Source organism: Shewanella sp. SM71, assembly GCF_025653905.1.
Lineage (GTDB): Bacteria > Pseudomonadota > Gammaproteobacteria > Enterobacterales > Shewanellaceae > Shewanella > Shewanella oncorhynchi.
Genome location: NZ_JAKKRW010000032.1, coordinates 40,104 through 65,675 on the forward strand (window position 1 = coordinate 40,104; position 25,572 = coordinate 65,675).

The 25,572-nt window shown below is 45.9% G+C and carries 22 protein-coding genes; 1 reads left to right on the forward strand and 21 read right to left on the reverse strand.

From position 1 onward, the window contains the following. Positions 1–140: 140 nt before the first annotated feature. From L5L97_RS22080 to L5L97_RS22180, 21 genes are all read right to left on the reverse strand, one after another. Positions 141–3,848, reverse strand: a complete 3,708-nt coding sequence (locus L5L97_RS22080) for a DUF6701 domain-containing protein (RefSeq protein ID WP_263183583.1) — start codon at positions 3,846–3,848, stop codon at positions 141–143. Positions 3,849–3,912: 64 nt separating this feature from the next. Next, positions 3,913–4,404: an MSHA biogenesis protein MshP gene (locus L5L97_RS22085; protein ID WP_263183585.1), complete on the reverse strand. Its 492-nt coding sequence runs from the start codon at positions 4,402–4,404 to the stop codon at positions 3,913–3,915. Further along, a complete protein-coding gene (locus L5L97_RS22090) occupies positions 4,394–5,257 on the reverse strand; it encodes a PilW family protein (protein ID WP_263183587.1) in 864 nt (287 codons plus the stop codon). The genes L5L97_RS22085 and L5L97_RS22090 overlap by 11 nt, the downstream gene beginning before the upstream one ends. Continuing rightward, complete coding sequence (locus tag L5L97_RS22095) at positions 5,257–5,835, reverse strand: prepilin-type N-terminal cleavage/methylation domain-containing protein (RefSeq protein ID WP_263183589.1); 579 nt, start codon at positions 5,833–5,835, stop codon at positions 5,257–5,259. The genes L5L97_RS22090 and L5L97_RS22095 overlap by 1 nt, the downstream gene beginning before the upstream one ends. Continuing rightward, positions 5,825–6,313 carry a type II secretion system protein gene (locus L5L97_RS22100; RefSeq protein ID WP_263183593.1) on the reverse strand — a complete coding sequence of 163 codons (489 nt, stop codon included), beginning with the start codon at positions 6,311–6,313 and terminating at the stop codon, positions 5,825–5,827. The genes L5L97_RS22095 and L5L97_RS22100 overlap by 11 nt, the downstream gene beginning before the upstream one ends. A gap of 174 nt (positions 6,314–6,487) precedes the next feature. Then, complete coding sequence (locus L5L97_RS22105) at positions 6,488–7,015, reverse strand: type II secretion system protein (protein WP_263183596.1); 528 nt, start codon at positions 7,013–7,015, stop codon at positions 6,488–6,490. Between the two features lie 102 nt (positions 7,016–7,117). Then, positions 7,118–7,735, reverse strand: a complete 618-nt coding sequence (locus L5L97_RS22110; protein WP_263183598.1) for a prepilin-type N-terminal cleavage/methylation domain-containing protein — start codon at positions 7,733–7,735, stop codon at positions 7,118–7,120. Positions 7,736–7,811: 76 nt separating this feature from the next. After that, positions 7,812–8,306, reverse strand: coding sequence for an MSHA biogenesis protein MshF (locus tag L5L97_RS22115; RefSeq protein WP_263183600.1), 495 nt, complete (start codon positions 8,304–8,306; stop codon positions 7,812–7,814). A 50-nt stretch (positions 8,307–8,356) separates the two neighbouring features. Beyond that, entirely contained in the window at positions 8,357–9,577 is a 1,221-nt protein-coding gene (locus L5L97_RS22120) for a type II secretion system F family protein (protein WP_263183603.1), read from the reverse strand. Positions 9,578–9,579: 2 nt separating this feature from the next. After that, the gene (locus L5L97_RS22125; RefSeq protein ID WP_263183606.1) at positions 9,580–11,340 is read right to left on the reverse strand and encodes a GspE/PulE family protein; all 1,761 of its coding nucleotides are present in this window, start codon (positions 11,338–11,340) and stop codon (positions 9,580–9,582) included. After that, positions 11,337–12,650 (reverse strand): tetratricopeptide repeat protein, encoded by a 1,314-nt coding sequence (locus L5L97_RS22130; protein WP_263183607.1) that lies wholly within the window; start codon positions 12,648–12,650, stop codon positions 11,337–11,339. Before L5L97_RS22130 ends, L5L97_RS22125 begins: the two co-directional genes overlap by 4 nt. Next, positions 12,647–13,555, reverse strand: coding sequence for an ExeA family protein (locus L5L97_RS22135; protein ID WP_263183609.1), 909 nt, complete (start codon positions 13,553–13,555; stop codon positions 12,647–12,649). The genes L5L97_RS22130 and L5L97_RS22135 overlap by 4 nt, the downstream gene beginning before the upstream one ends. Positions 13,556–13,561: 6 nt before the next feature. Beyond that, a complete protein-coding gene (gene mshL / locus L5L97_RS22140; RefSeq protein WP_263183611.1) occupies positions 13,562–15,241 on the reverse strand; it encodes a pilus (MSHA type) biogenesis protein MshL in 1,680 nt (559 codons plus the stop codon). Positions 15,242–15,255: 14 nt separating this feature from the next. Beyond that, positions 15,256–15,576 carry an MSHA biogenesis protein MshK gene (locus L5L97_RS22145; RefSeq protein ID WP_105251271.1) on the reverse strand — a complete coding sequence of 107 codons (321 nt, stop codon included), beginning with the start codon at positions 15,574–15,576 and terminating at the stop codon, positions 15,256–15,258. After that, complete coding sequence (locus tag L5L97_RS22150) at positions 15,563–16,213, reverse strand: MSHA biogenesis protein MshJ (RefSeq protein ID WP_263183613.1); 651 nt, start codon at positions 16,211–16,213, stop codon at positions 15,563–15,565. Before L5L97_RS22150 ends, L5L97_RS22145 begins: the two co-directional genes overlap by 14 nt. Further along, a complete protein-coding gene (locus tag L5L97_RS22155; RefSeq protein ID WP_105251269.1) occupies positions 16,210–16,812 on the reverse strand; it encodes a fimbrial assembly protein in 603 nt (200 codons plus the stop codon). Before L5L97_RS22155 ends, L5L97_RS22150 begins: the two co-directional genes overlap by 4 nt. Further along, positions 16,809–17,687: an MSHA biogenesis protein MshI gene (locus L5L97_RS22160; protein ID WP_263142551.1), complete on the reverse strand. Its 879-nt coding sequence runs from the start codon at positions 17,685–17,687 to the stop codon at positions 16,809–16,811. Before L5L97_RS22160 ends, L5L97_RS22155 begins: the two co-directional genes overlap by 4 nt. A 245-nt stretch (positions 17,688–17,932) precedes the next feature. Next, a complete protein-coding gene (gene csrD, locus L5L97_RS22165) occupies positions 17,933–19,876 on the reverse strand; it encodes an RNase E specificity factor CsrD (RefSeq protein WP_263183614.1) in 1,944 nt (647 codons plus the stop codon). Positions 19,877–20,062: 186 nt separating this feature from the next. Then, positions 20,063–21,307 (reverse strand): malic enzyme-like NAD(P)-binding protein, encoded by a 1,245-nt coding sequence (locus tag L5L97_RS22170; RefSeq protein ID WP_168825695.1) that lies wholly within the window; start codon positions 21,305–21,307, stop codon positions 20,063–20,065. Positions 21,308–21,829: 522 nt separating this feature from the next. After that, complete coding sequence (gene rpmE / locus L5L97_RS22175; RefSeq protein ID WP_063883331.1) at positions 21,830–22,042, reverse strand: 50S ribosomal protein L31; 213 nt, start codon at positions 22,040–22,042, stop codon at positions 21,830–21,832. Between the two features lie 181 nt (positions 22,043–22,223). Further along, positions 22,224–23,237 carry a FimV/HubP family polar landmark protein gene (locus L5L97_RS22180; protein WP_263178684.1) on the reverse strand — a complete coding sequence of 338 codons (1,014 nt, stop codon included), beginning with the start codon at positions 23,235–23,237 and terminating at the stop codon, positions 22,224–22,226. Positions 23,238–23,339: 102 nt separating this feature from the next. Here L5L97_RS22180 and priA point away from each other — a divergent pair, with 102 nt between their 5' ends. After that, positions 23,340–25,535, forward strand: a complete 2,196-nt coding sequence (priA, locus tag L5L97_RS22185) for a primosomal protein N' (RefSeq protein WP_263178685.1) — start codon at positions 23,340–23,342, stop codon at positions 25,533–25,535. Positions 25,536–25,572 lie beyond the last annotated feature (37 nt).

Consider the following 25,572-nt stretch of genomic DNA (forward strand, 5'->3'; position numbering starts at 1 on the left):
TACAATTCAGCAACAAATATCAAACTAAGGCATTTCATTTAGAATCTGTTACAAGCGTTTTCGTCGACTTTCAATAAGTGAAATGGCAGCCCATTTCAAGGGAAAGCCTGAGTTCAATTTAATAAGAGAAATAACTCAGATTAGTTTACCTCACGCCAATAGATTATTTTGTCATGCCCTCGATAACGACCAAAATACGCACTTGCCCGCGGTTCAGTGACCGCTGTTGGCGATACGCCATTCCAATTCCAGTACCATTCTAGCCATGTCGGCACATCCAAGGGCGCCGTCACTTGGCCGCGGTATGGCAACCCACTTGTTGTAACGGCTTGCCAGAGTAACTCAAATTGGCCAGCTTGGAATGTTGCAGTCCCGCCAGAACGCACAACACTTTGTCCCGCCACTAAGTCGGGATCAAAATTGTAACCAAGAGCGGAATGATCAACCTGCGAACCCAAAGCATACACTGCCGTTGTGCAGTTATCGGCAGTATTTAAGGCCCAGCTGCTGCCATTCCAATATTCGGCTCGAGTCGGCATACGCAGTATTTCTGTCTCAGGACCATAGGTGTTATCCATCACCACACGACCATGACGAAGGGTTTGAGTGCTGATTTTCTTAGCATTACAGTTAGTGCAAGTGCCTGTAGATGCCGCATCCATGTCTGGTGAGGCCACATAGCTGTAAAGCCCATTCGGCCGAGGATCGTTATCCATCAATTGCACGCCAATATCGAGCAGCTCGAAGGGGCCATCCTGATACAGATTCGTCGCCACATTTGGGGTCACCCGACTAAAGTTAGCTTGGTAAGAAGCATCGACCGTCGCCACACCTTGATTCCAACTATCAGCCTTTATAGGTAAGGCACTTAAGCGACTCTGTAAATCGACACCATTATTGTTGTTTTCTCCCACTAATTTGGCAGTGGCGAGGGAAAATGGCGGGAAATAGTTTTTCGTTATATCCCCCGCGATATTTAAAGCACTGAGCTCCATCAACATAGGGAACAGCTGATCCATATAGCTAAAGCCGCCACAGGCAGGTATGACCGATACGTTACTGATTAAAAATCTATCGGGCACAAAACGGCCAATATTAGCTGAATATCCAATTGGAATATTTAAGCTGCTTGCCGTCCCTAAATAATTTGGGCTCGCCTGCGCTGCAATTTGGAATACTCCAACTTCGCTGATGGTCTGATTACTGATGGTATTGAAATTATTGGCCTGCGCCGAGTGGCTATAGGATGCCACGCCTAACGTCCCATCAAGTCCGCCGTTGGCAATGCTTGGCGCAACGACTTTGCTGGCAAGCTTCATCTGCGCATCACTAAAGTTAGGCGTGGATAAGTTGCCCGAACAAAAGTCCGGATCGCCATCTTTTTCCCATGCCATCGCTTGTACTGTCATGCCGAAACTTTGTCCGGCTTTACGGTAAGCATTGCAGCTCATATTCGCACTTGGGCAACTGGCACTGGCGTCCACAGGCTTAACACACAATCCCGCGGGTACGCTGACAAATTGGTCTGAACCTGCCATGACTAAGCCCTGTTCATCACCAGTACCTGTATATTTTGCATCTAATTGTAATTTACCTGCATCAGGGTAATTTACTAAAATACTTGCTTGCCCGTTGGTATCAAACAGCAGGTTCACCGCCGTAGGCAAGGCACTCGAGGTGCCAATTGCCGTATTGTTGATGGTGACGGCTTTAGGCGAGATAGGCGCGCTTGGCGTTTGGTAACTGCTCCAGAAATTCAGCGTTTTGGTCTGGCTTTGGAAGCTTGGGACACACTGCTTCGTCACATCGGATTTTTTCACCGCTTTGACTAACACTTGCTCGGGGCGATTCGCACGCTTATCGGGTACATCGAATACAAAACCACTGTCGGCAAAGGTGAGTGAACAATTGTTTTCACTCAAGCCACCATTACCAATACGGCAAAGGGTTTTGCTTAAGGGTTTGGTGGTGGGATTAGAGCCCTTCACCCCTAAAGTCACTACACCGGGAGTATTTCGCCTCAGTTGCAGTTGCGCTGTGCCACCGCTAAAACTCACTTGATTACCGCCAACCCATACGCCATCTGCCGCAGAATCAGGTAATAAGGTTGCGCTAAGAGGTGCAGTAAAGAGTTGACTACAACTCGCATTTGCACAGGCTCTAATCGTTACCGTCTCAGCATTACAGGTCAGACCTTGACCCGTATGATCAAACTCAAAATGATCGATCTGAGCACCAATAGGATTCGATTTTAACGCACAAATTTGCACGTTATCGATTTCGTGGTTGTTATTTGAGCCCCCCGTTGAGCCCGTTAAAGACAATAAAAAATCACTTGGAATGGCCGCCTGACCATTTTGTGCTGCGGCGTTAAATGCGGGAACTAAAGTCACAAAACCAGAACCTGTATTACGCTCAATTTTCACAATAGATTGATTCGCGGCTTGCGAATCAATTGTGATTTTATACCTGTGCGCAGGCGACACATTATTGCCGTCTACCGCAGGCGATAAGCAACTACCGTTCGTATTAGTAGTGCCATTACTACAAGCGCCGCGTAAATAATTATACCCTGACGTGCCGACACCCGAACCGCGAACCGCAACGGACTGGCGTCGCTGGCCGACATTAGAACTACCGCCTTCACCAGAGAAGTTACCGAACTCATCAATACCAAACCCAAGCCAACCACCCGCGAACCCATTAATACCAGGTTTATAACCGTAACCCAATGGACCGCCAAAGGCGCCAGGCTGCGGCGTTATAGAAGCATCCGATAACACTACCGCAATGCCGTCGGCACCATTGCCACCATAGGCATAGTGATCAAACTGGATCTCCACTAAGTTAGCTTTTCCAGGAAAGAGTCTTTGATAGGTAGATGCCGTAGATTGGTCAGATTTAGCTTCGGTTAAGCGTAATCGACCGCCTTGGATAGAAGGGGTAAATCCTCCACTACTTTTAGAAACAACCCAGTCATTACTCAAAGTGCTTTGGGAGAAATTATCGTTAAAGCATTGTAAAACAGGTGCAGGATTACAATTTGGAACAACATCAATCTTTGCTGCATTATCGTCAAATTTAATACTACTATTGCCACCTAAACTAATATTTCTAGCAGTAATAGCTCCTTCCAAAGAGGAACTCCCCTCTAGCACCGCATTCCCTTCAGCAACAACATAGGATTTAAGATATGCCCCTCCATTGAGAGTGAAATTTGAGTAGCTATAAATGAGAAATTTTTCTGGTTGCCCAACTGTGTTTAAGTTGTAATGCCTATAGTTATTTTTAATAAAAAATGACACGGTACCAGTTGATGGGAATACCAGAGTTACACCGTCATTAATAGATAAATTCTCAATCCAATATTGTCCAGCAGCCAGCTCAATACGGCCCGAAGTAGCTGTAAGGGACTTCATTTTATATATGCCACCATCACTCACAAAACGAATTGTCTTATCAGAACCGCCCTCCAGTAAAATACGATTATATTCACCTTCAACGATATCAATTTTTGTATTATTCCATGTTGGAGGGCCGACATCTACAGCACTTGAAGATGAACATTGAGAGAAATCAATACGATTAGAAGGTAAAGTTGCAATATAATCTCCAGCACGGCACCAACGATAGGAGTTATTAGATGTTACACACAAATCGTCAAAGCTGTTTCCTCCTTGAAAATAGTTATAAGTTGGCAAGTCACTATACCAACGACCAGCATTATTAGGGGCATTGTATAAATAAGAACTGTTGAAGGTAATTGAACCGTTTCTATCGTAATTGTTTACACCTTCTATAAATGTTTTAGTCCAATCGGCTTTCACTAAATGGGATGTGAATGCCATGATTAGGGGCAAAAGGATTAATGGGAATTTGGCTATTATTTTGTTAAATATCATTTTTGATAGCTTAGTTGCCACGGGCTTCTACCTCAACTTGTCGACTTACACGGGTATCACCACTCTCGCATACCGCTTGGCTCTTAATGTGGTACTGGGAGAAAGACCCCACAAAATACCGCGTACATTGCAAAGTCACGCTACAGGCATGAAAACCTACCACATCGGGTGGCGCCCAAGCGCTATTTGCCGAACAAACGCCCACGGCACCATTTAGCGGAAATAATTGCGCCAGCGCCGCATCGGCGCCGCTGTTTGCCGCAGCTAAGGCACGCGTCCCCCACACCTCTTGGGTGAGCCCGGTATCACCGTCTTCCACAATATTGATCAGTGCCGATGCCAACAGAAACATCACGGTAATCACGAACACGCCAATAATCAATGCACTGCCGCGTTGACGCGCAGGTAAAGCAGTTCGTTGCAACCTTGCTAGTGATGTTCTGGGTAAGATTCGCATTACCGAGTGATGACCTGTCGATTGACGATATAAATTAAGGGACATTGATCACCTGCACTTGATGTCGATATTGGAACGTCTCACCATTTACATTAAACCGCGGTTGTAAATGCACCATGGCATTATTCACTAGACTAGATGGCGTTAAGATCAACGGTAAATCTGCGCTATTACTGAGTACATTAGCGACACTCTGCGCCATTAAAACGCCAGAGCTCATATGCGCCGGTGTTGGCTGGCTGACATTAAACCCATAGACAGTATAACGTTTTAGAGTTAACTCATTGCCTGATGGCGCTTTTTCAAAACAATAACTCACGGGGGCCGAAGCAAAATAAATCCGCTGCCGCGGCGACGCCTCGGCAAAGCGAGTTGACCCCATAAAGGTAAGAGTGACTTGATTAGCCTGATTAGGTGGCTCACCTAGGGGGGTAAAAGTCTTAATCTGTGCCCGTTTTTGTCTGGCGCTGTTATAGACATCGCTATCGGTCAAAGGATAAATCCAAATATATTGGTTTTCCTTAATTTTATCGGTCGCATTGAGAATTACAGTTCCCATTAAGGCAGTTGCATTCGGTGCTATCGGCATAGATAAATAAGTGGTACTCGCCTCGATCGGCACAAACTCAACACATTGATAGGTTAACGAATCGGTATTAAGACGTACACTATTAGGCAAAGCACTACGCAGCTCACGGGTCATTCGCTCAACGGCAAAACGGCTCTGACTCAGCACTTGATCGACTGAACTCGACTCAACAAAAATCCGCGCACCAAAAATAATAAAACTACTCACCCCGACCACAAGAATCCCCAGAATCAAGATCACTGTGACCATCTCGACTAAGGTAAACCCCCGTGTGGATGCTTGCATACGCTGTGCAGTTAAAGAGCCCATTAGTAATTGCTCCTCACCAGATTGTAAGTGATCACTTCGTTGTCCGGCGAAGTCACATTAATGGTCACTAGCTTAGTATTAGGCACTGGCCCATAGGCGACAGTGACGCTTAAGCGATAGTTAGGATAAGCATTTGCATAGGTTTGGGTCGAATTGAGCATAGTGGCGTTTTGACTTAAACCGTGATAATCGTCCACATCGTTAAAATCGTTACGGCCTTCGCCTTCATTAGGCCATTTCCACTCTGATGGCCCTAAACTGGTCACATTTGAGCAAGGTAATCCTAACGGACTACCACAGGCAGGCACACCGCCATTGGCATTGGTGTTTTGATCGTAACGCTTTCCCCAGATCTCATTCATCACCGAATGAGCAAGCTCGGCACTCTTCACTCTATGCAAAGTCTTAGCCGCACGATCCGCCTGTGGAAATAACATACTGGTTAGCATCACTATCGCAATGGCAATCACCAGCATGCCAATCACTAATTCGATAAGGGTAAAACCCTTCTGTGGTTTGGCTTTTTTGGATGTTTTTACTGATGCTTTGCCCAATAGCAACCGAGGATTAATTCGCATAAATATAACCCTCGCTGGAGACATTAATCACCACAGTGTCATTAGCAATCACATTTATGCATGGTCCATTACAGGCCAACGAAGGCCTACCATTGATATCGAAATCGAGGCTGAAGTTACTGCTGTTAGTACTCACTAGCACTAATTGAGCACCTCCTTGAAAAGCCTGGCTATAAAGCGGGTTTGGCGATAACGCGGTACCAGAACAAACCGCCTCATTTCGGGTAGAGAATTGACTCACTTGATAGCCAGTCTCGGAGACAGTCACACGGAAACATCTGTCGGTATTATTGAGCGTTTTCTGCTGCACTTGGCGCAGTTCAGCGATAAATTCATTGCGTAGGCTATAGGCACTGTAGGACGACGGGGTAAACAGGCGTGGCAGTACAACCACAGCAAGAATTGAAATCAAGATGATGGTGATCACTAATTCTACTAAGGTAAATCCGGCCTGTTTTGACATAGAAAAGTTAAGCATCGCTCGGGTTAATTACTGATTTGAAGTACTAGGTTCAGTTTCTGCCAACGGTATGATTAAGGCAAATAAATGTCGGCAAATTTTGGCGGACTCATTTATTTAAAATCATGTCAGAACCGCATTTTACCTAAAAAAAAGGCCTGCTAGGCAGGCCTTTTTATGAAAACTTAAAATTTAGCAAGCACTAGCAGCTGGTAACGAAGTAAAAGATGGTAATGTTGTTAAGTCTTTAGCTTCAAAATAAGTCAACTTACACGCCGCAGGTGCTCCCTTCTGCCAGATTTCAACTGACTTAGCTTGTGTTCCTGACGCTGCCGTTGCCTTAATAACCCATTCTGCGGTGCCAGTTGTTGAAGTTGCCTTACCATCAGCACCTACGTCAAATTTAACATCAACACCTTTTTCAAGTTCATCTTTAGTTGCTTGCAAATAGCCAAAACTTGTAATTACGGTGGAGGTACCAATATTGATTGATGGTGGAGTGCTTGCGTCAAATGCCAACTTCTCAACACCTGAAAGTGCAGCTTTTGAATATACTAAGCTGTTAGCGCCTTGAATTGCCCCTTTCAATCCTTGTAAAGCTGACACTCTTGCATCGGATTGCAAATTAATAAACTTAGGTGCCGCTGTGACAGCAAGAATACCTAAGATGATGATCACTACTACTAATTCAATTAAGGTAAAACCTTGTTGTCTTTTCATTTAATACTACCTTTCTATGACTTGATGGTTAATTAAGTGAGGCAATTTATGACATAAATTACCTCACTATAAAATATGACCTACTCGCAAATGATCTCGCGGTTAAGGGGTAAATGGAGTCTGAGTAAAACTTAATACTTTGCCTGTTCCAGGGTTATACACTATCCCCTTGGCACCTGCGATTGATAAATCGGGAGCGGGAGCGGGCACTCCTGTGGTTGGGTTTAATACCAAGGACACCACTTGGTGATAAACACATAAATCTAAACCCGCGACGACTGCGCCGGTAATGGCATTCGCGCTGCCACCGGCGGCATTAATCACCCGCGCTGTATATCTTTGATTGCGTGCATCTTGGTTAAACAACACATTGCGCGGCGCACTCTGCAACACAGTGTTAAACACTTCTTGGCAACTGGCATTTGTCATAGCTGTCGCACTGGTTACTGAAGTTCCCGTTGGATAGCCAAAACGTGTATCGACATTTACTGTGTTACCATCGAGGATAGCACTGCTATTTTGACGACCATCGACTTCCCACTGTGAGCGCACAAAACTCACCGCCGTCGATAAGCCCCCTGCCACAGCATCAACACTGGCATCTTCGGCATCTTCGGTAATATTTAAGAATCGAGGGATCGCCGTTGCGGCGAGTAAACCCAAAATCACAATCACAATCACAAGTTCGATTAATGAGAACCCTGTTTGCTTAGTTTTCATATATATGTCCCCAGACCTCAGAAATTTTATTCTAACAGTTAAATCAATTTTAAAAAGCCATTGAGTTAACAATATTTTACGGAGCAGTCAAAAAAATGACCCTGCCAGAGTTCAGTTGATAGCCTAAACTATCGCCATTTTTAGACCGATAGTGGCAGCTATTATCCTTAGCCAAATAATCCGCCTCTAGACCTAAATTATCAGTTTCGGCGCCCATTAACTGTTGCCACAAATCTTGGCAGCCTTGATCATTTAAGTGCTTAGGTTGTGGCCATCCTAAATCATTGATATCGACAACACTCGACTCAGTTTCTGGGGAGAGATTATCAAATACCTCCCAGTTCAACTGCAATTGCGCCGGCTTACCCAAAGACAACCACTGGGAACGCACCATCACCAGCACATTTAAAAAACGGGCGTGTTCCACTTCCAATCCACGAGCCGCTATTTGCGGTAGCGTAAAAAAATACTTAGCTCCGATCACCGCCATGATAGCCAATACAATTCCAATGGCGATCATACGTCCATAGATACGTAATAGATCGCTTTCAGCCTTTTGCTGAGTCTGCATTTAACCTCAGTCCCACGTATAAGATAGGAAATAAATATTATCCATATCGCTTACTTACCGCCTTTGACCACATTGAGCATATCCCACATTGGCAGGTATATCCCCAAGGCTAACACTAAGACAATCACGGCCACAAAACCGATCAAAATTGGCTCCAATTTCGCGGTGAGGTTCTTTAAATCATAGTCTACTTCGCCCTCATAGAAATCTGCCGCATCATTGAGTAATTGATCGATTTGCCCCGTTTCTTCGCCCACAGCCACCATTTGCAGCACTAGTGGCGTAAATAACTTGCTCTGATTCGATACCCTCAGCATAGAGTCGCCAGACTCTATGCCACGGCGCATACCGACTATCTTGTCGTGCATGTAGGCATTGTCCACCGCATCGGCGACCAGACTCAGGGCTTGTGTCATAGGCAAGCCTGCGCTCAACATCATGGAAAAACTACGGCAATAACGCGCTAGGGTCGAACGCTCGATAATCGACCCTACGGCGGGAATGTGTAACTTCCACTTATCCCACTGCTTCTCACCTTTTTCGGTATGATGCCAGTAACGTATGCCGATAATAGTGCCAATCAGCAGCAGCAGCATCAGCCCCCAGTAATTCACAAACAGGTTAGAAGTGCCAATCAGCACTTTGGTCGCCCAAGGTAAGTCGGCACCAAAGCGAGAAAACATCTCGGCAAACTTAGGGATCACCATGATATTGAGGATCACCATAGCCAAGGCAATGGCGATCAACACAAACATGGGATAACGCATGGCCGATTTAATTCGTCGCCGCGTCTCTTGCTCACGCTCTATGTAACCCGAAAGTTGAATAAAAGCATCCTCCAACTTACCCGTGTTCTCCCCCACGTGCACCATAGAAACAAATAATGAATCAAATACATCGGGATGCTGGTTCATGGCCGATGACAGAGGTCGGCCCGAGGTCAGCTGCTCGGAAATATCATTGAGAGCGGCTTTCATTCGCTGGGAATGGGCGGTTTCAGACAAGCCCGCTATCGCCCGTAGAATAGGGATGCCAGAACGGGTCAGGGAATACATTTGCCGGGTAAAAATCTGCAATTCCTCTAGGGCGACTTTACTGCCAAATAGCTGGCCGATGGAAAACGACTTCACCACCTTAGCGACTTTAACGTCGAGGGGAATGATACCCCGTGCCAAGAGCATATCTGCCGCGGCACTTTCCGACGCCGCATCCAATTGCCCGCTCACGGATTGACCTTGGCCACTGCGCCCACGGTATTGATATATTGGCATAATTACGCCCCAACACCTTGCTGATTAATGATATCCATAGAGAGGGGGATCTGTGATTCACTCACATCTTCCACCAGCTTTGCCACCTCTTCGAGCGTGGTCATGCCTTCACTTAAATATTGCAGGGCCGACTCGGCTAATGGCGTAAAGTTAGGACTCTGTAACGCGGCTCTGGCAAAATCCTGCGGATTACCCGTTCGCATGGCATCGATCATCTTCTCATCCAGTTCGAGGATTTCGAAAATCCCGATCCGGCCGCGATAGCCACTGCCGTTACAGCTCTGACAGCCAGTACCCATTCTAAAATTTGCCGTCGAAAAGTCTTTACGGCTCACACTGCTCAGCCACGCTTTCTCCTGCGCCGTCGGCTGATACTCCACCCCACAATTATGGCAGACTCGGCGCACTAAACGTTGGGCGATAATCACCCGCAGCGCACTGGCGACTAAGTAACTGGCGGCGCCCATATCGAGCAAACGCAGCGCACTGGTGACCGCATCGTTAGTATGCAAGGTCGATAACACAAAGTGACCCGTTAATGCGCCCCTAAGACCAATCTCCACGGTTTCTTGGTCACGCATTTCCCCCACCATGATGATATCGGGGTCTTGACGTAAGGTGGTGCGTAATACATTTGAAAAGTTTAAGCCAATCTTATGGTTAACTTGTACTTGGTTGATCCGCGGCAATTGATATTCGACCGGATCTTCGACCGTGATGATCTTACGGTCGGCGGTATTGAGCTCGCTCAAAATACCGTACAAGGTGGTCGTTTTGCCGCTACCCGTTGGACCTGTGACCAGTAGCATGCCGTGGGGACGTTTAATCTGTTTACGAATACGCGCCAAAATAGCAGGCGGCATACCGGTTTCGTTTAAGGTCAATAAACCCGCCGATTGATCGAGCAAACGCATCACCACAGATTCGCCGTGGTAAATCGGCATAGTCGACATACGCACATCGATATGATGACCTTTGATTTCCATATGAAAACGACCATCCTGCGGCAAACGTTTTTCGGAAATATCGAGACCCGCCATCAACTTAAGCCGCAATACTAAAGCGGCAGCAATATTAACTTCATTCAGAATCGTTTCATGTAGCTGACCATCGATACGCTGGCGAATACGTAAGGCTTTATCACCGGGTTCGATATGAATATCCGAGGCGCGCATTTGCACCGCATCTTCAAAAATCGACTGCAACAACTTAACCACTGTGGTTTCATTGTCACTGTCACCCGAAGTCAGACTGGCTAAATCGAACATCTCATCGGCGGCGTATTCCTCTTCGAGCTTACCGGCGATCTGGGCAATTTGGTCTGTACGGCGATATAAGTTATCAAACGCTTGCAGCAGTTGCTGCTCGGGCGCTACCGCTAACTTCAAACGCTTAGGTGCGATAAGCATTTCGAGGTGGTCGAGCGCCTGCAAATCCGCGGGGTCGCTCATCGCAACTAATACGCTATCGCCCCTGTCTTCAACCGCTAAAGCGCGGAAACGTCGTGCTTGCACCTCAGGAATAAGATGCACTACTTCCGCAGGGATAGGCATTTTACTGATATCCAGCAAAGGCACATTCAATTGTTGCGACAAGAACTGCAGTAACTGATGTTCAGTAATCGATTGCAAATCAATCAGAGTACGACCCAGTTTTTTGCCCGTATTGCGCTGCTCGGCCAACGCCTGTTGCAACTGCGCTTCAGTAATAATGGCTTCTTGAACTAACAGATCGCCCAAACGCATTTTTAATCTGGGTTTCATTGGCTATCTCCTAGCTGAGTCAAACGTTGTTCAATAAAGGCACTCGCCTGCACCGATAAGCCTCTGTGGCCTAATGCCGTCCGATAGGCTTGGCGTGCTTGGGGAAATTGCTGCTGCGAATCGAGCGCATAGGCCAGCCCCATCCACCATTTAGCCTGTTGAGGTTCTTGTTGTAATAATTGTCTATAGGCTTGCTCTGACAACGAAAACTGTCCTAACTTTTGCGCTAAATCTGATTGTGCCATCCACTTTTGTCTCGCCAGCGGATGCGTGTCAGGTATGTTGGCTAACGTCGCTAATGCGAGATCAGCCTGACCAGAGGCTTGCTGAACCCGAGCAAGCAATAAGGCAAAGTCTAACTGCTGTGGGAATAACAGCATGCCTTGCTGTAACACTTCACTGGCTTTGGCTAATTGACCTTGCCCATAATGCAGCGCAGCTAACTGCTTGCGCGCTTCATGCATACTGGGATCAAAGCCTAATGTTTGCTCATAATAACTAATGGCATCTTTGAGTTTGCCATCCCTTTCAGCCTCACTCGCTAAGGTGAACCGCTTCTGCGCCAGCTGCTTTGGGGTCAACTTCACCTCAGTAATCGCCATTTGCCCTTGCTCTTGGGGCATGAGTCGATTAGCGCCAGCATCTGCTTTAACTTCTTGTACTTTAAGCTCATTGATCGCGTTACGGTCATTATCGGCGGCAACACTGGCACGTTCTGACATCATTAATGCAGAGGGTGCGGCAGCAGTGACCTCGGCGCTTCGCACGCTCGATGTGACACGATTTGACTGTGAATGGCTTGGCTCGCTTGCCGTATCGACTAGGTCATCTGCGAGTGCTGAGCTGTCATCTTGTTGCCGTTGTGACTCTTGTTCAACCTCGTTTTCTGATTCAAATTCTTGCGGCTGATTAAGTACAACGTCGTCGACACTGGGTTCAAGCTCTTCACTCTTAGTCGTAAACTCCTGCGTAGTCGCAACTTTAAGCGGTTCTTCGACGACAACGACGCTTGCTGGAGACTGTCTCGAGGTAATCTTGTCTACCTGCACAGGCTCGATTTGAGTCTGAGTAGATTCATTTTGCCCATTTGTTTGAGCCGAAATAATCGCTTCAGCAGGCTTTGCCATGAAAAGTTGCCAGCCATAAACCGCGCCGCCACCGAATAGCAATGACACACCACAGAGCAGCACCCCATTAAACGGAGCCCGCCTGCGAGCTAAATATTGCACCTGTGGCTGAGCCACGTTGCTGAGCTCATGCCCCTGCTGACGCTTGTCGAGATCCTGCAGCATCTTGTTGATCACGCTCATACAACACCCCTGAAAAAGTGTTGTAATCCCAAACCGAAAGCCACTGTCATCAAAGTGAAAAAAGGCAACCATTTCCACGATAATAATCGGCGAATACTTGCATCTTCGGTGTCTTGAATTGCGGCTTTAACGTGGGAGGTTTGCACACGAGTAGCGCCTTCGCCGAAACTCAATAACAAGGCTTTATGGGCAAGAATATTGATCAATCTGGGGATCCCTCGGGACGCATAGGCTATCTGACGTGTTTCCCGTGATGTAAAGAGTGGTTCGCCCGCACGCCCTGCTATGGCTAATCGGTGGCGAAGATAAGCGTCGGTTTCATCCCATGTCAGTGGGCGAAGGTTGTAGCTAAAAGTAATACGCTGTCTTAATTGCCTAAATTCTTGGCGTTTAAGCCTGTCATCGAGTTCGGGTTGCCCAAATAACACTACCTGTAATAATTTGCGTGTCTCGGTTTCCAGATTAGTGAATAACCGCAGCGCCTCAAGACTGTCGTCCGGCAATGCCTGCGCTTCATCGAGTACCAATACGATGGCGTGCCCGTGGGCGCTCAAAGCTAAAAGCTGCTGTTGAATAAGTCCAGTGAGTTGCTGCTGGTCGATATTGCTGGTGTATTTAAGGCCCAGCTCACTCGCTACCGCCCAACGTAATTCAGCTGGCGTGAGATAAGGATTAGGCAAATATGCGCAATGAAACTGACTCGGCAATTCGTTGATGAGCTTGCGGCAAATCAACGTTTTACCAGTCCCCACTTCCCCTGTCACCTTGATAAAGCCTTCGCCCGTTTGCAGCGCGGTTTGCAAGACTTGCAAGGCTTCCACATGTGGCGACAGGCCGAAAAAAAATCCGGTATTGGGTGTCAGTGAAAATGGAGGTTGGCTTAGGCCAAAATGCTTCTGATACATAGAAGCTTACTTTGTCTCCGGATACCAACGATCTAATAAGGTCTTAGAACGTTGCAGCTCCGTTTTCCAAGTATCGACACCGACTATCGTAGGTTTTAAGAGAATAATAAGCTCGGTTTTCTTCTTCTGCTTACTACGGTTTTTAAACAATTCACCTAGGAAGGGAATATCACCCAACAAAGGCACTTGTGATACCACTTCGATGTTTTCACTCTTCATCAAACCACCAATCACCACCACATCACCGGAAGCCGCGCGGATGACAGTATCAGACTCACGAATTTCACTCTGAGCTAAGGGTAATTCCAGTAATTCGTTACTCACTTTGATATTTTTTCTCTGCTCTTTTACATCGATAACAGATGGATGCACATGCAGTAACACATTGCCGTCACTATCAATTTGCGGCGTAACGTCTAAGGCTATGCCCGAGAAAAACGGCGTAAGCTCGACTTGCGGAGTCGTCACAGGTGTTGTACCCGCAACTGTGGTCGAAGAAACGTCGGTGACAAAGTACTCATCGGAACCCACTTTAATTACGGCTTTTTGGTTATTCGATGCAGTGACCCTTGGGCTAGACAGTACATCCACATCACCTTGGGTATCTAATAGGTTGATCATAGTCGTAAAGTCAGAACCTTTAATACTCAGCGAGGTCACGCCACCAATAGCCGAGGTGATTTTATCACTTAAACCTGGGCCCGCTGATGTACCAAAATTCACATTCGTATTGCCAACATGTCCCAGCACATTATCCCATTGGATACCTTGCTGATAACCATCGGATAATGTGACTTCGAGGATCTTCGCTTCTAAAATCACTTGGCGCTGCAAATGACTTTCTGCGGAATTTAAGAAAGTACGCACTTGGCGTAATTCACTAGGAAAAGCACGAATGGTCACTAAACCCGCCTGCGGCGTAACAACAACCTGACGACCGCCACCCGTTTCGCCGATTATCGAGGATAATGTCTCTTTCAACTCTCCCCAAAAATCTGTCTTAGTACGCGAACGGATAAAAGTACCGTTACTACTATCGCTACCGCCATTACTGCTCGAGTTATTGCCATTACTGCTGTTCGAGTTATTATTATTCGAGCCGCTATTGTTTGAATTGTTATTGTTCGAATTACTATTGGAATTATTGCTATCCGAAATCCGTCCTGAACTCACTGACGTCACAGATAAGCCATCGCGTTCCATGTAGAGATAATTCAGCGGAAACGTCTCGGTACGCATCCCAGCAGGAAACACTCTTAGGATGCGCCCTTCGCGACTCACTTCGTAGCCGTAGATATCTTCAACCACTTGAATTGCTTCAGTTAACGTCACACCTTTAAGGGATAATGAGATCGTACCTTGCACGTCAGGATGTACGGCAACACTCAGCGGTGTACCTTGGACTAAGCTTGGAAAAAATACTTTAGCATCAACATCGTGGGCGGATACATCGAAACGACGCTCAGTTTCCAACGTGGGGGTCAAACCTGATAGCAATGCGCCTGAATTCAATTCCCGCTGAACCGCGTCCGGCATAGTCGCAGGCGGTGGCGTCGTTGATGCCGTTGCCGTCGCCATTGAGGCCGCTAATTCCGCCTTACTCGCCTCCGGCTGTGGCCTATTTGTGGTCTGACACGCCACAAGGCAAAGTGAGAGCAGAGGTGTAAAGTATTTAATCGCTTTCATCTGAGGTGTATTCCCTATCTCTCTGTTATTGCTTGAAACAATGTCAATTTCCGTCCATCGGACAGCGATACATAAGTGGGGGTAATTTTAACGATACTCAGCCCCTGAACGCTGTCGCCAACAGACAATATCTTGTTATTTATCACAGCATAAGCCGTGTTTCCTGAGCTTACTATGCTGTTAAGTACAAGCGCCTGATCCTGCGTTTGACTCGCATGACCCTGCACAGCAAAGCCTTTACCGGGCAAAGTCGGGTCGCGCAGCGATTCAGCAGATACCATAGGGCTACTAACCAATAACAACACACTGATAATATAAGACTTATTTAGAAACACTGATAAAGTCCTTATTAATACTCAAGGTATAAAGTTCAATCTCTACAGTCGCTTTTGGATATTCCGCGACTTTATAGTCGAGACGCTTCCAATAAAGTTTATCTGGCATGGCCTCAACGGCTTCCACAAAGCGCAACACAGAAAAATAATCACCCTCTAGACTCAAACGAATACCATGACTATATAGATTGAGTTTTTTCTCTTCACTCACGGGTAACAAAGGGATGGGCGCTATCGACATAAACTTAATTAATTTAATCCCTTGCACTTGTCCTAGTAAATTACCCAGCAACTGCGGCATATAGTCTGCCGGCACCATATCCACCATCTGCTCATCGAGCTGGGCATCTAGGGCTTGATTCTGTTGCTGCAACAGCACTAGACGCTGTTGGTAATCTTGATTGGGATCTAACGCTAAACGTTGCTGATACAAGTCAATCTGCTGAGCCGAAATCGCGTTTTCCTGATCTAAGGCTTTTAGTTGTTGTGAAACAGCCAGATGGGTTTTCCACAGGGACTCTAAGGGTAAATAACTCAGCATGCCGACCACGGCCAGAATGGCGACTGAGATCAACACTCGCTCACGGCGACTTAGCGCATCAAACTGTTGTCCTAATTGGGCTAACTTTTGCTTCATTGCGCGGCTTCCTCCTTGTTATCGCTTTTCAAGGTAAAGGCCAAAGGTTTATCTTCACCGCGATCCATGCTCATCGACGAGAAAGCTTGCCCCTTTAAAGTCTGCGTAGTTTTAAGTTTGCCAATCCACTGCGGAATGCTTTGAGGATGGTCGGCAAAACCTTCGAACATAAAATCTTGCTCATTAATGACGATATGACTAAGCCAAACACTCGCATCCGACACGACGGCTAAATCTTTAAGAACTGGCGCAAAACCACGGCTAGTTAAAGAAGTCCTAAGACTCAATTCTCCCATGAGTAATTGCTTCAGCTCTAACTGTTGTGCCGCTAAATCGACTCGCGCAACAAGATCGGCATCGGGTTTACGCGCAGCAATTTGTGCTTCTAATGCCTGTTTTTGGGTATCGAATTGCTGCTTTTGTTGGGCAGCCAACTGCTGGGCCTGTTGTAACTCACTGACTTGCCAGTAGCTATAACCACCTAAAACCGCAAATAAGATCGCAAAAACCAAGGCGTAGGCACTTAAACGCGCAAAGGTTAATCTTTGCTTCGGGGGCAATAATGAAGGAGTGTAAAGATTGACTCGGTATTTAATCACTCAGTACCTCGATAAAATTCAGCAAAGGCTAATCCCGCCATTCGCGCGCCAACACAGCTTTTATCAATGACATTCACAGCTTGATTGAAGTTTGCCGAGACTAACTTAGCTAAAGCATCCACGGCACCATCGGCGAGGAGTTCGATAGAAGATACCGGAGCCTGTCTCAATTGACTTTCAAAATAATCCATAGAACGCTGAATTTCTAAGCTTAAATTGTCTGCCATGCCATAACTTAACTCATCCGCTTGAGTCTTATCCAATTGAGTAAATCCGCGCACGCGACGCTGCATATACAGCTGACCCTGCTTAACCACAGTCAGTAGCAATTCTTGACCGGGATTATGGCTTACCACCAGACGCGCTTGGTTGTCATCATTAAATAGGTTAGTTACGGCTAACTCTTCGATACTAATACCGAAAAGTTGTAAATCTTGTTCATGAATGGCCTGCACCATACTCACTAACTTAGCTTTATCCACCACCACAACATTGATTTTATTACTCGGAATGGGTGACTCAAAGTAATCCAAATGGATTTGCGGTACAGGTAGCGTGACCATGTCTTTAATTGACCACAACAAGGCTTGGGATAACTCGACAGTATCGACATTCGGTTTATCGGTCAGCAGTAATTGATAAAGGCCTGAAGCCAAAATCAGCTGTAACTGTGCATTGGGAAAGGATTTAGCCACAGCAGCAAACGCCAATGACCAGTGCTCATCTTTCAGCTCAAAGGGTAACCACTGCTCAGCATTTTCTTTTTGGGCAGGTGCGTAAACCCATAATTTATCGGCGCAGACATAGACACCAAGGCTAGTCGGTTCTGTTCTCTTCTGCCAAAAGGCTAATCGACCTATAAGACTTTTTTCCATAAAGATGCCTATAACCAACTGAATTTAAAAGCTTGAGTAGTCTCTTTCGCACAAACTTCCTGTCACTCCACTCTCCAGTGCTCCTTGACCTATGACCTGCTCGATACAGAATAAAAACCGCAAACGTCATATTTTTGGCACTGGCTAGTTTAGCCGCAAATGCTCGTATTTTATAGATAAATACGTGAATAATAGGATCTATTTGTCTCTAAGACGACATTAATCACCCAAACACTGAACTTCCCTTACTTAGCCTCTATGGGTTCACTGAAATACATTCCTTGCGCTGCGCCAACACCGAGGATTTGCAGTGTCTGCCACTCTTCAAAGACTTCTACCCCTTCGGCGCAGACTTGTACTTCCGTTCGATATAAACCACCAATCAAACTGCGAATAAATAATTGGTTTTCTGGTCGTAAATGAATATGACGCACAATGGATCTGTGTAACTTAATTAAATCAAAATGGCATTCGCGAATGTAATAAGTACCGACAACCTGCTGACCCACATGGTCGACACATAATCTCGCGCCCATTTTACGGATCATATCTAATTTAGGCTGCAACTTATCTTGATGTTGAATAACGATATCTTCAGACACTTCGAAAATCAGTCTCGTGGTTAGATGGCGATATTCTAATAGCGTCGTTTTTAGCCATTGAGTGAAGGCTCGGCTCATTAGCGAATCCAAACTCAGATTAATACTGTATATCTGCGGCGCTGATGTCTTAATTGTTTGAGCATTCGATACGCCGTCTGCTAATTCATTCGACAATAATAACAATACCCTCTCAATAATTTGCCGTTCGACCTGTGGCATTAAGCCACATTTATTCGCCATAGGAATAAAGAGTGTGGCACGGATTAACGCCCCCTGATTATCCCGAGCCCGCGTAAATATCTCTTTATGGTGTTCATTACCATCTGAATCAATTATCGGCTGGCTAAAGGGGAAGAATCGCCTTTGCACTAACGCGTTTTCTAAAAAGCTTCGCCAACGCACTGAGCCTTTGGCAAACTCTTCATCAATCGCGCCTTTGTCGTACATAAACCAATTACTATTACCCTGTAATTGTGCCGCCCTTAAGGCCATATCGGCTTCTTCAATTAACTGAGCCGCATTATCGCCTGCGGTAAAATAAGCGCATCCGAGGTGGAAAAAGTTATCGCTATTCTCAACATCAGGCAAAGGCTGGCTTAGACATATCTTGAGTAGTTTGCTGGCAAATTGATCCGCTTCAATTAAGGAGATTTGCGGCACGACTATGGCAAATTGATTATGGGAGCGACGGGCAAAAATACTATTAGCTTGAGTTTGCAGCAATTGACTTATCGCATTAACTGTCGAGTTTAATAGCTCTTTCGTCACGGCTTCACCTTGGGATTGCTGCAATAAATCCAGATCATCCATTTCTAATAAATAGATTACCCCGTGGGCAAGCATAGCCTGATTATGACTAAGGGCGTCGAGACGATTATTCAAAAAGAGTCGGTTACCAATGCGAGTTTCCGCATCGAGAAAGGTATTAGAACGGATGAATTTGTCGAAACGCCCCCGCTCCTTTTGGGCGTCTTGTAACTCTTCTAACAACTTAGTCAAAGCACGGTTAATCAGCCTTGGTTTACCATTTCCGGGGGTAGCGAGTGCTTGCTCATGCTTACCTTGCAGAATCAATCGACTGCGTAAGGCTAATTCTTCAATGCCATCGAGCTGCTGTGAAAACCATAAATAACCAAAACGCACTAAGGCAGCCACGGCTAAGATACCGACCAACAAAATCAGAATTTCATACCAACTGAAAGTGTAATGTTCAAAGGGCTGAGTCAAGGTTAACTGCATACGCAAGCCAGATGTCGGCTCTAGCACATGGTCATACACCATGGCATTTTGCGTAGTCAGATTGCCTTCATAGGCAAATAATACTTCATCTTTCAAGGTCAACCGAAAATTAACGGCATTGTAAGCAAGCAGCATGGGCGGTAGCCAGGCCTCTAGCTCCCAATCAGGTTGGTGTTGGAACTGATCCACTAACATAGTTTCGAGTTCAGCGACTTTTTGCTGCTGAAATTTATAGGTCAGCTGCACGAAACTCATCATAGCGCTCAGCAAAAATACGAAGGCGATAGCGGCTAATGACATTAACCAAAAGCTGGTTAATTTTGTAGTTAACATTCGGGTGAATTTCATCTATCCGCTATCCTGCAGGATTATTATAATTATTTGTGCGATTTTAACAGAAGTTCAACAAAAGTTGTCCGTTGATTATTCAGTAGCATAACCTAAAAGGCAACTAAGACGCTGTGACTTTAATGTCCACTTAAAAACAAAAAAGAGGCTAATTAGCCTCTTTTCGATGTTTTTACCACTTTTAGCCTAGTCGGCGTATTTAGGTAAAGTGGTGATAGCAGCCACACCAGAGTCGATAGCCGCTTGTGCAACCGCACGGGCGACATTTGGCAATAAACGTGGGTCCATAGGTTTTGGCAGCACGTATTCAGGGCCAAAACTCAACGACGTCACATTAGGATAAGCCTTCAATACACTCGCAGGCACAGGCTCTTTCGCCAGTGCAGCAATTGCATGAACTGCCGCAATTTTCATCTCATCATTAATGCAAGACGCACGCACATCCAATGCACCACGGAAAATAAACGGGAAACACAATACGTTATTCACTTGGTTTGGATAGTCGCTACGACCCGTACCCATGATCAAATCACTACGCGTTGCATGAGCAAGTGCAGGTTTGATTTCAGGATCTGGGTTAGAACATGCAAAAATCACTGGCTTATCGGCCATCAGCGCGACTTCTTCTGCACCAATGACGTCAGGACCTGATAGACCTAAAAATACGTCAGCACCTTTAATAACATCAAGAAGCGTGCGTTTTTCGGTATCATTCGCAAAGAGTGCTTTATATTCATTAAGATCTGTACGACCAGAATGAATAACACCTTTAGTGTCTAGCATGTAAATGTTGGCGCGATTCGCACCGCATTTTACCAGCATAGTCATACAAGCGATGGCAGCAGCCCCCGCGCCCATACACACAAAAGTCGCGTCGCTGATCAACTTGCCTTGAATTTCCAGCGCATTGATCATACCCGCCGCGGTCACGATTGCCGTGCCGTGTTGATCGTCATGAAATACTGGCACTTTACAACGAGCAATCAATTCACGTTCGATAACAAAGCATTCGGGCGCTTTAATATCTTCAAGATTGATACCACCAAAAGTGTCAGCAATAGCAGCAACAGTATTGATAAATTCCTCAGGCGTATTATGCGTAATCTCAATATCTGTCGAATCGATATTCGCAAAATGCTTGAACAATAATGCTTTACCTTCCATTACAGGTTTAGAAGCCAAAGGGCCCAAATTCCCTAAACCTAAGATAGCCGTACCATTGGTAATCACGGCAACCGTATTACCTTTATTGGTATAACGATACGCATTGTCAGGATCTGCAGCGATTTCGCGTACTGGCTCAGCCACACCTGGGCTATAAGCTAGGGCGAGATCGTGACTCGTTTCGGCGGGTTTGGTAAGGCAAACTGCGGTTTTGCCTGGTATGGGAAATTCATGATAATCGAGTGCTTGTTGACGAATATCTGACATTTTAAAATCCTGAAATGCGACATTTATAATTTATGAGAGTAAGACCTACCAACACACATCTAGTCTCACCAAAGGGTGATGTCAATAGTCTGGCTGGTCGGGGTAAGATACGCCAATAAGGGGAATTTATAAATAAGAGATTCATAAATTTCACTTTAGCCGCCAAATAGACCCTCTAAGCTTAGTTTTATAAACTTATCTCCTATAATAAAGCTGCATTTCTTAATATGTTTTGTAGGAAACAAACATATATTTTGTAGTTACTGCGCTAGTTGTAGCGACTTAATCTCAAAAATGTTGGTTAAATTACAATATATGGCGACTAGCATATTTATCTTATAGTTAATTGCTATAAATAAGTCGAATTATACACTTGAACTCTCAATACAGAATAAGTTGACGATTTATTGAGTGAAGTCGTACCAGCTAGATATGTAGAATAAGCGGAATAAAGAAAATCGACGAATAACAAAAAGCAAAAAGGCGCCATAGGCGCCTTTTCTAGAAACATTGCAATCGCAATTATTTCTTTGCAAGCACTGCGAAGCGCTTGTTGAATTTGTCGATACGACCGCCGGTATCAACAACTTTTTGTGTACCAGTGTAGAATGGGTGACAAGCACCACATACGTCTAAATGCAGATCTTTACCAGCAGTAGAGTTTACTTTGATAACGTTACCACAAGTACAGTTTGCAGTGATGATAGCGTATGTTGGGTGGATACCTGGTTTCATTGGGGTTACCTCAAAAGTGTAAGGCCATGTCGCTCTTCCAACCCGTAGTCGGACACCACATGCATGTTAATAACAATATGTTTAGGGCGCAGAATGGTACAGCATACCTACAAGGGATACAAGTAGATTATCTGAGCGTTTGCTGGTTAATCTGTGTCTATTTTGACTTTAGTTAAGCGGCTTATTTTCCCGCTTCTTTAGCCTCAAATACCGCCCGCGCCTCTTTAGCATCAGAATGCTGATCCAAAATCATTTTCGAAGGACAAGATAGCACCGCATTGCTCTTGAGTGCATTGATTCTATTCTTCGAGAAAGCCACAGGATTTGCCTCGTAAATCGCCAACATAGCGCCATATACACTCACACCCCAATCCTTGGCATATCGATTGGCGATACGCCACAACGTCTCGCCAGCAAGATACGTTAACTGGCAATGTTCGGGCGTCTGTGAGGCCGTTTCAGCAATATTCTGTTTTTGCTCATTATTTGCCGTTTTCACTATTTCTGGAACCACAGTTTCAGTTGCAGCGTTTTCAACAGCCCCTTTTTCAACAGCAATCGTCTCAGAGGTTTTAGCGAAGGCGTTTATCTCAGTAGCCGACGTATTTTGTTTATTCGCGGCTTCAGGAAATCTAAAGCCAGTCACCACTTCTACCGTTGGTACTTTGGATTGGGTATTTGCAGCAGTAGCAACAGTCGCTGCGGGCGTTACCTCTGCAACTGGCTTTGGTTCTGCCACCACTTTTACAGGCTTAATGCCCACTTTATCCGCACTTTTTGGGGCGCCCGCTATGGTGGTATTTTTAGTGTCCGAAACCGCTTTTGTCGTTAACGCGGCAGAGGCAGGTTTAGCTGTGCCGAATAAATTGATACTTTTGACGTCATACCATCGGTCAAGACGATACTCTCTCACTAAGAGTTTAGCGCTACTATCCTTCACATCTTCAACGCCAGTGAGTAAAACTAAAAAGCGATTAATCTCCTCAACCATTAACCTTTCTTCGCCGCTTGCTTGCTGCACAACAAACTCTAAGCGCGACATATCTTGATTGTCTGCGATCACATTCACCCTGAGTTTAGGGTAAGCGCCTAATTCAAACATCCGGCTATTAATGCTCACATGGGAGACTTGTGCCATGCTAGGTGCACTGCACACCAAAGCAAGTAGACCTAATGATTTCACTATATTAGCCATTTATTTACTCTCAACTATCCTTGGTAAACCATCATTAGGGCTAGCCCTAGCCAGCCGCGCTGAGTACACTAAACCACATTCTTGTCTAAGACTTGCCTGCATATGTCATTGTTTGTCGAAGTTGCGTTACCTGTGCCTATGCGGCAAACCTTTAGCTACCGCGTACCCGAATCCTATCCTAGTACACCGCAAATAGGTGTGCGCGTTAAAGTTCCCTTCGGTCGTCAACAATTGATCGGGTTAGTCACTGATATCACTGAGTCTTGCAGCTTAGCCCCAAAGCAAATTAAGTCTGTGCTCGAGTTTATCGACGATAAACCTTTACTGCCTGAATCACTTTATAAATTAACTCTTTGGGCTGCGAGATACTATTTTTGCAGCCAAGGGCAGATGCTAACCCAAGCCTTACCTGTGGCCCTGCGTAAAGGGCTCGATGCCGCGCCACAAAAAATCCAATTCTGGCAATTAACTGAAATAGGCCAAAATATTGCGCCCGAAGCGGTTAAACGCGCACCCGCACAGAAAAAACTACTCGAGTTACTCAAAACCGCCAGCTTAACCCAAGAAGAGGTTATCAGCTTAGACATCAGTAAAGCGGCGCTTAAAGCCCTAGAAGATAAAGGTTGGGTGGCACGCCATGAAAAAATTGCAGAGCTTAACCTCGACTGGCGCACCACACTCGAAATGGACGAAACGCCACATAAACTCAATAAAGAACAAGCCGTCGCCGTTGCCACTTTAAATCTGCAACAAGGATATCACTGTACTTTATTAGAAGGCATTACCGGTTCGGGTAAAACGGAAGTCTATCTTGCTGTACTCGAAGAAATCCTCAAGCAAGGCAAACAAGCGTTAATTTTAGTGCCTGAAATCGGCTTAACCCCCCAGACAATCAATCGCTTTAAGCGCCGTTTCAAAGTCAATGTTGCCATTTTGCATTCAGGGTTAACTGACAATCAGAGGCTCGAAGCATGGCGCCAGGCCCGCTGTGGTCAGGCTGCAATCATTATCGGCACCCGCTCAGCATTGTTCACACCTATGGCGTATCCCGGCATCATCATACTCGATGAAGAACACGACAGTAGTTTCAAACAACAGGAAGGCGTTGGTTATCATGCCCGCGACTTGGCAGTCATGCGTGGCCATTTAGAAGCGATTCCGGTGATTTTGGGCACAGCGACGCCCTCACTCGAAAGTCTACAAAATGCCTTAAGCGGCCGTTACCATCATTTACAATTGGGTGAACGCGCAGGTGCGGCTAAAAAAGTGCGCCAAGGCATTATCGACATTAAAAATATGCCGCTGAAAGCCGGTATGTCAGTGCCGCTACTGAACGAAATCCGCCTGCATTTAGACGCTGGCAACCAAGTCTTGTTGTTTCTCAATCGCCGCGGCTTCGCACCAGCCCTGCTTTGCCACGAGTGTGGGCACTTACACGAATGCGACCGCTGCGACGCGTTTTTCACAGTACATCAATCCCTTGGCGAAATTTGCTGTCACCATTGTGGCAATCAATACGCTATCCCCAAGCAGTGTCACAAATGTGGCAGCACTATGTTGATGGGCCAAGGCATAGGCACAGAACAGCTCGCCGAAGCGCTGCAACAAGAGTTTCCTAAACATCCAGTAGTGCGCATCGACCGTGATACGACCCGCCTTAAAGGTTCATTAGAAACCCACTTAAATGCGATTCATAAGGGGGAATATAAAATCCTCGTCGGCACGCAAATGCTAGCTAAGGGCCACCACTTCCCTGATGTGACGCTTGTTGGGTTACTCGATGTCGATGGCGCTTTATTTAGCGCCGACTTCCGCGCGCCCGAACGTTTTGGACAACTCTATACCCAAGTTGCAGGTCGCGCAGGGCGCGCCAGTAAACCCGGCACGGTATTATTGCAAACTCACCAGAGCGACAATCCCATTTTGCGGGATTTGCTGCACCGCGGTTATGGCGAGTTTGCTCGCAGCCAGCTCAAAGAACGTCAACAAGCACTGCTGCCGCCAGCATGGCACATGGTGTTGGTGCGCGCCGAAGCACATTTAGCCAGTGATGCCGATAACTTTCTCAACGCCTTTGCCGCGCTTTTGCCGCAAGATAAAGAATTTGAGGTGATTGGTCCTATGCCAGCGCCCTTAGATAAAAAAGCCGGCAAGTTCCGCCGCCAACTCTTATTCCAAGCTAAAAACCGCAATCGCTTGCAACAAGAGTTTGAACGTATTCATCCGCTTGTAGAACAACTTATCGAAGCTAAACGCTGCCGATGGAGCTTAGACAGAGATCCACAGGATCTCCTCTGAGTCGAGTATTTGATAAGTATTTAAGCGCCATTTGATA

Coding starts and splice junctions, on each gene's coding strand:
- L5L97_RS22080 (WP_263183583.1), bottom strand. CDS start 3,848: ATGGCATTCACATCCCATTTAGTGAAAGCCGATTGGACTAAAACATTT.
- L5L97_RS22085 (WP_263183585.1), bottom strand. CDS start 4,404: ATGTCCCTTAATTTATATCGTCAATCGACAGGTCATCACTCGGTAATG.
- L5L97_RS22090 (WP_263183587.1), bottom strand. CDS start 5,257: ATGGGCTCTTTAACTGCACAGCGTATGCAAGCATCCACACGGGGGTTT.
- L5L97_RS22095 (WP_263183589.1), bottom strand. CDS start 5,835: ATGCGAATTAATCCTCGGTTGCTATTGGGCAAAGCATCAGTAAAAACA.
- L5L97_RS22100 (WP_263183593.1), bottom strand. CDS start 6,313: ATGCTTAACTTTTCTATGTCAAAACAGGCCGGATTTACCTTAGTAGAA.
- L5L97_RS22105 (WP_263183596.1), bottom strand. CDS start 7,015: ATGAAAAGACAACAAGGTTTTACCTTAATTGAATTAGTAGTAGTGATC.
- L5L97_RS22110 (WP_263183598.1), bottom strand. CDS start 7,735: ATGAAAACTAAGCAAACAGGGTTCTCATTAATCGAACTTGTGATTGTG.
- L5L97_RS22115 (WP_263183600.1), bottom strand. CDS start 8,306: ATGCAGACTCAGCAAAAGGCTGAAAGCGATCTATTACGTATCTATGGA.
- L5L97_RS22120 (WP_263183603.1), bottom strand. CDS start 9,577: ATGCCAATATATCAATACCGTGGGCGCAGTGGCCAAGGTCAATCCGTG.
- L5L97_RS22125 (WP_263183606.1), bottom strand. CDS start 11,340: ATGAAACCCAGATTAAAAATGCGTTTGGGCGATCTGTTAGTTCAAGAA.
- L5L97_RS22130 (WP_263183607.1), bottom strand. CDS start 12,650: ATGAGCGTGATCAACAAGATGCTGCAGGATCTCGACAAGCGTCAGCAG.
- L5L97_RS22135 (WP_263183609.1), bottom strand. CDS start 13,555: ATGTATCAGAAGCATTTTGGCCTAAGCCAACCTCCATTTTCACTGACA.
- mshL (WP_263183611.1), bottom strand. CDS start 15,241: ATGAAAGCGATTAAATACTTTACACCTCTGCTCTCACTTTGCCTTGTG.
- L5L97_RS22150 (WP_263183613.1), bottom strand. CDS start 16,213: ATGAAGCAAAAGTTAGCCCAATTAGGACAACAGTTTGATGCGCTAAGT.
- L5L97_RS22160 (WP_263142551.1), bottom strand. CDS start 17,687: ATGGAAAAAAGTCTTATAGGTCGATTAGCCTTTTGGCAGAAGAGAACA.
- csrD (WP_263183614.1), bottom strand. CDS start 19,876: ATGAAATTCACCCGAATGTTAACTACAAAATTAACCAGCTTTTGGTTA.
- L5L97_RS22170 (WP_168825695.1), bottom strand. CDS start 21,307: ATGTCAGATATTCGTCAACAAGCACTCGATTATCATGAATTTCCCATA.
- rpmE (WP_063883331.1), bottom strand. CDS start 22,042: ATGAAACCAGGTATCCACCCAACATACGCTATCATCACTGCAAACTGT.
- L5L97_RS22180 (WP_263178684.1), bottom strand. CDS start 23,237: ATGGCTAATATAGTGAAATCATTAGGTCTACTTGCTTTGGTGTGCAGT.
- priA (WP_263178685.1), top strand. CDS start 23,340: ATGTCATTGTTTGTCGAAGTTGCGTTACCTGTGCCTATGCGGCAAACC.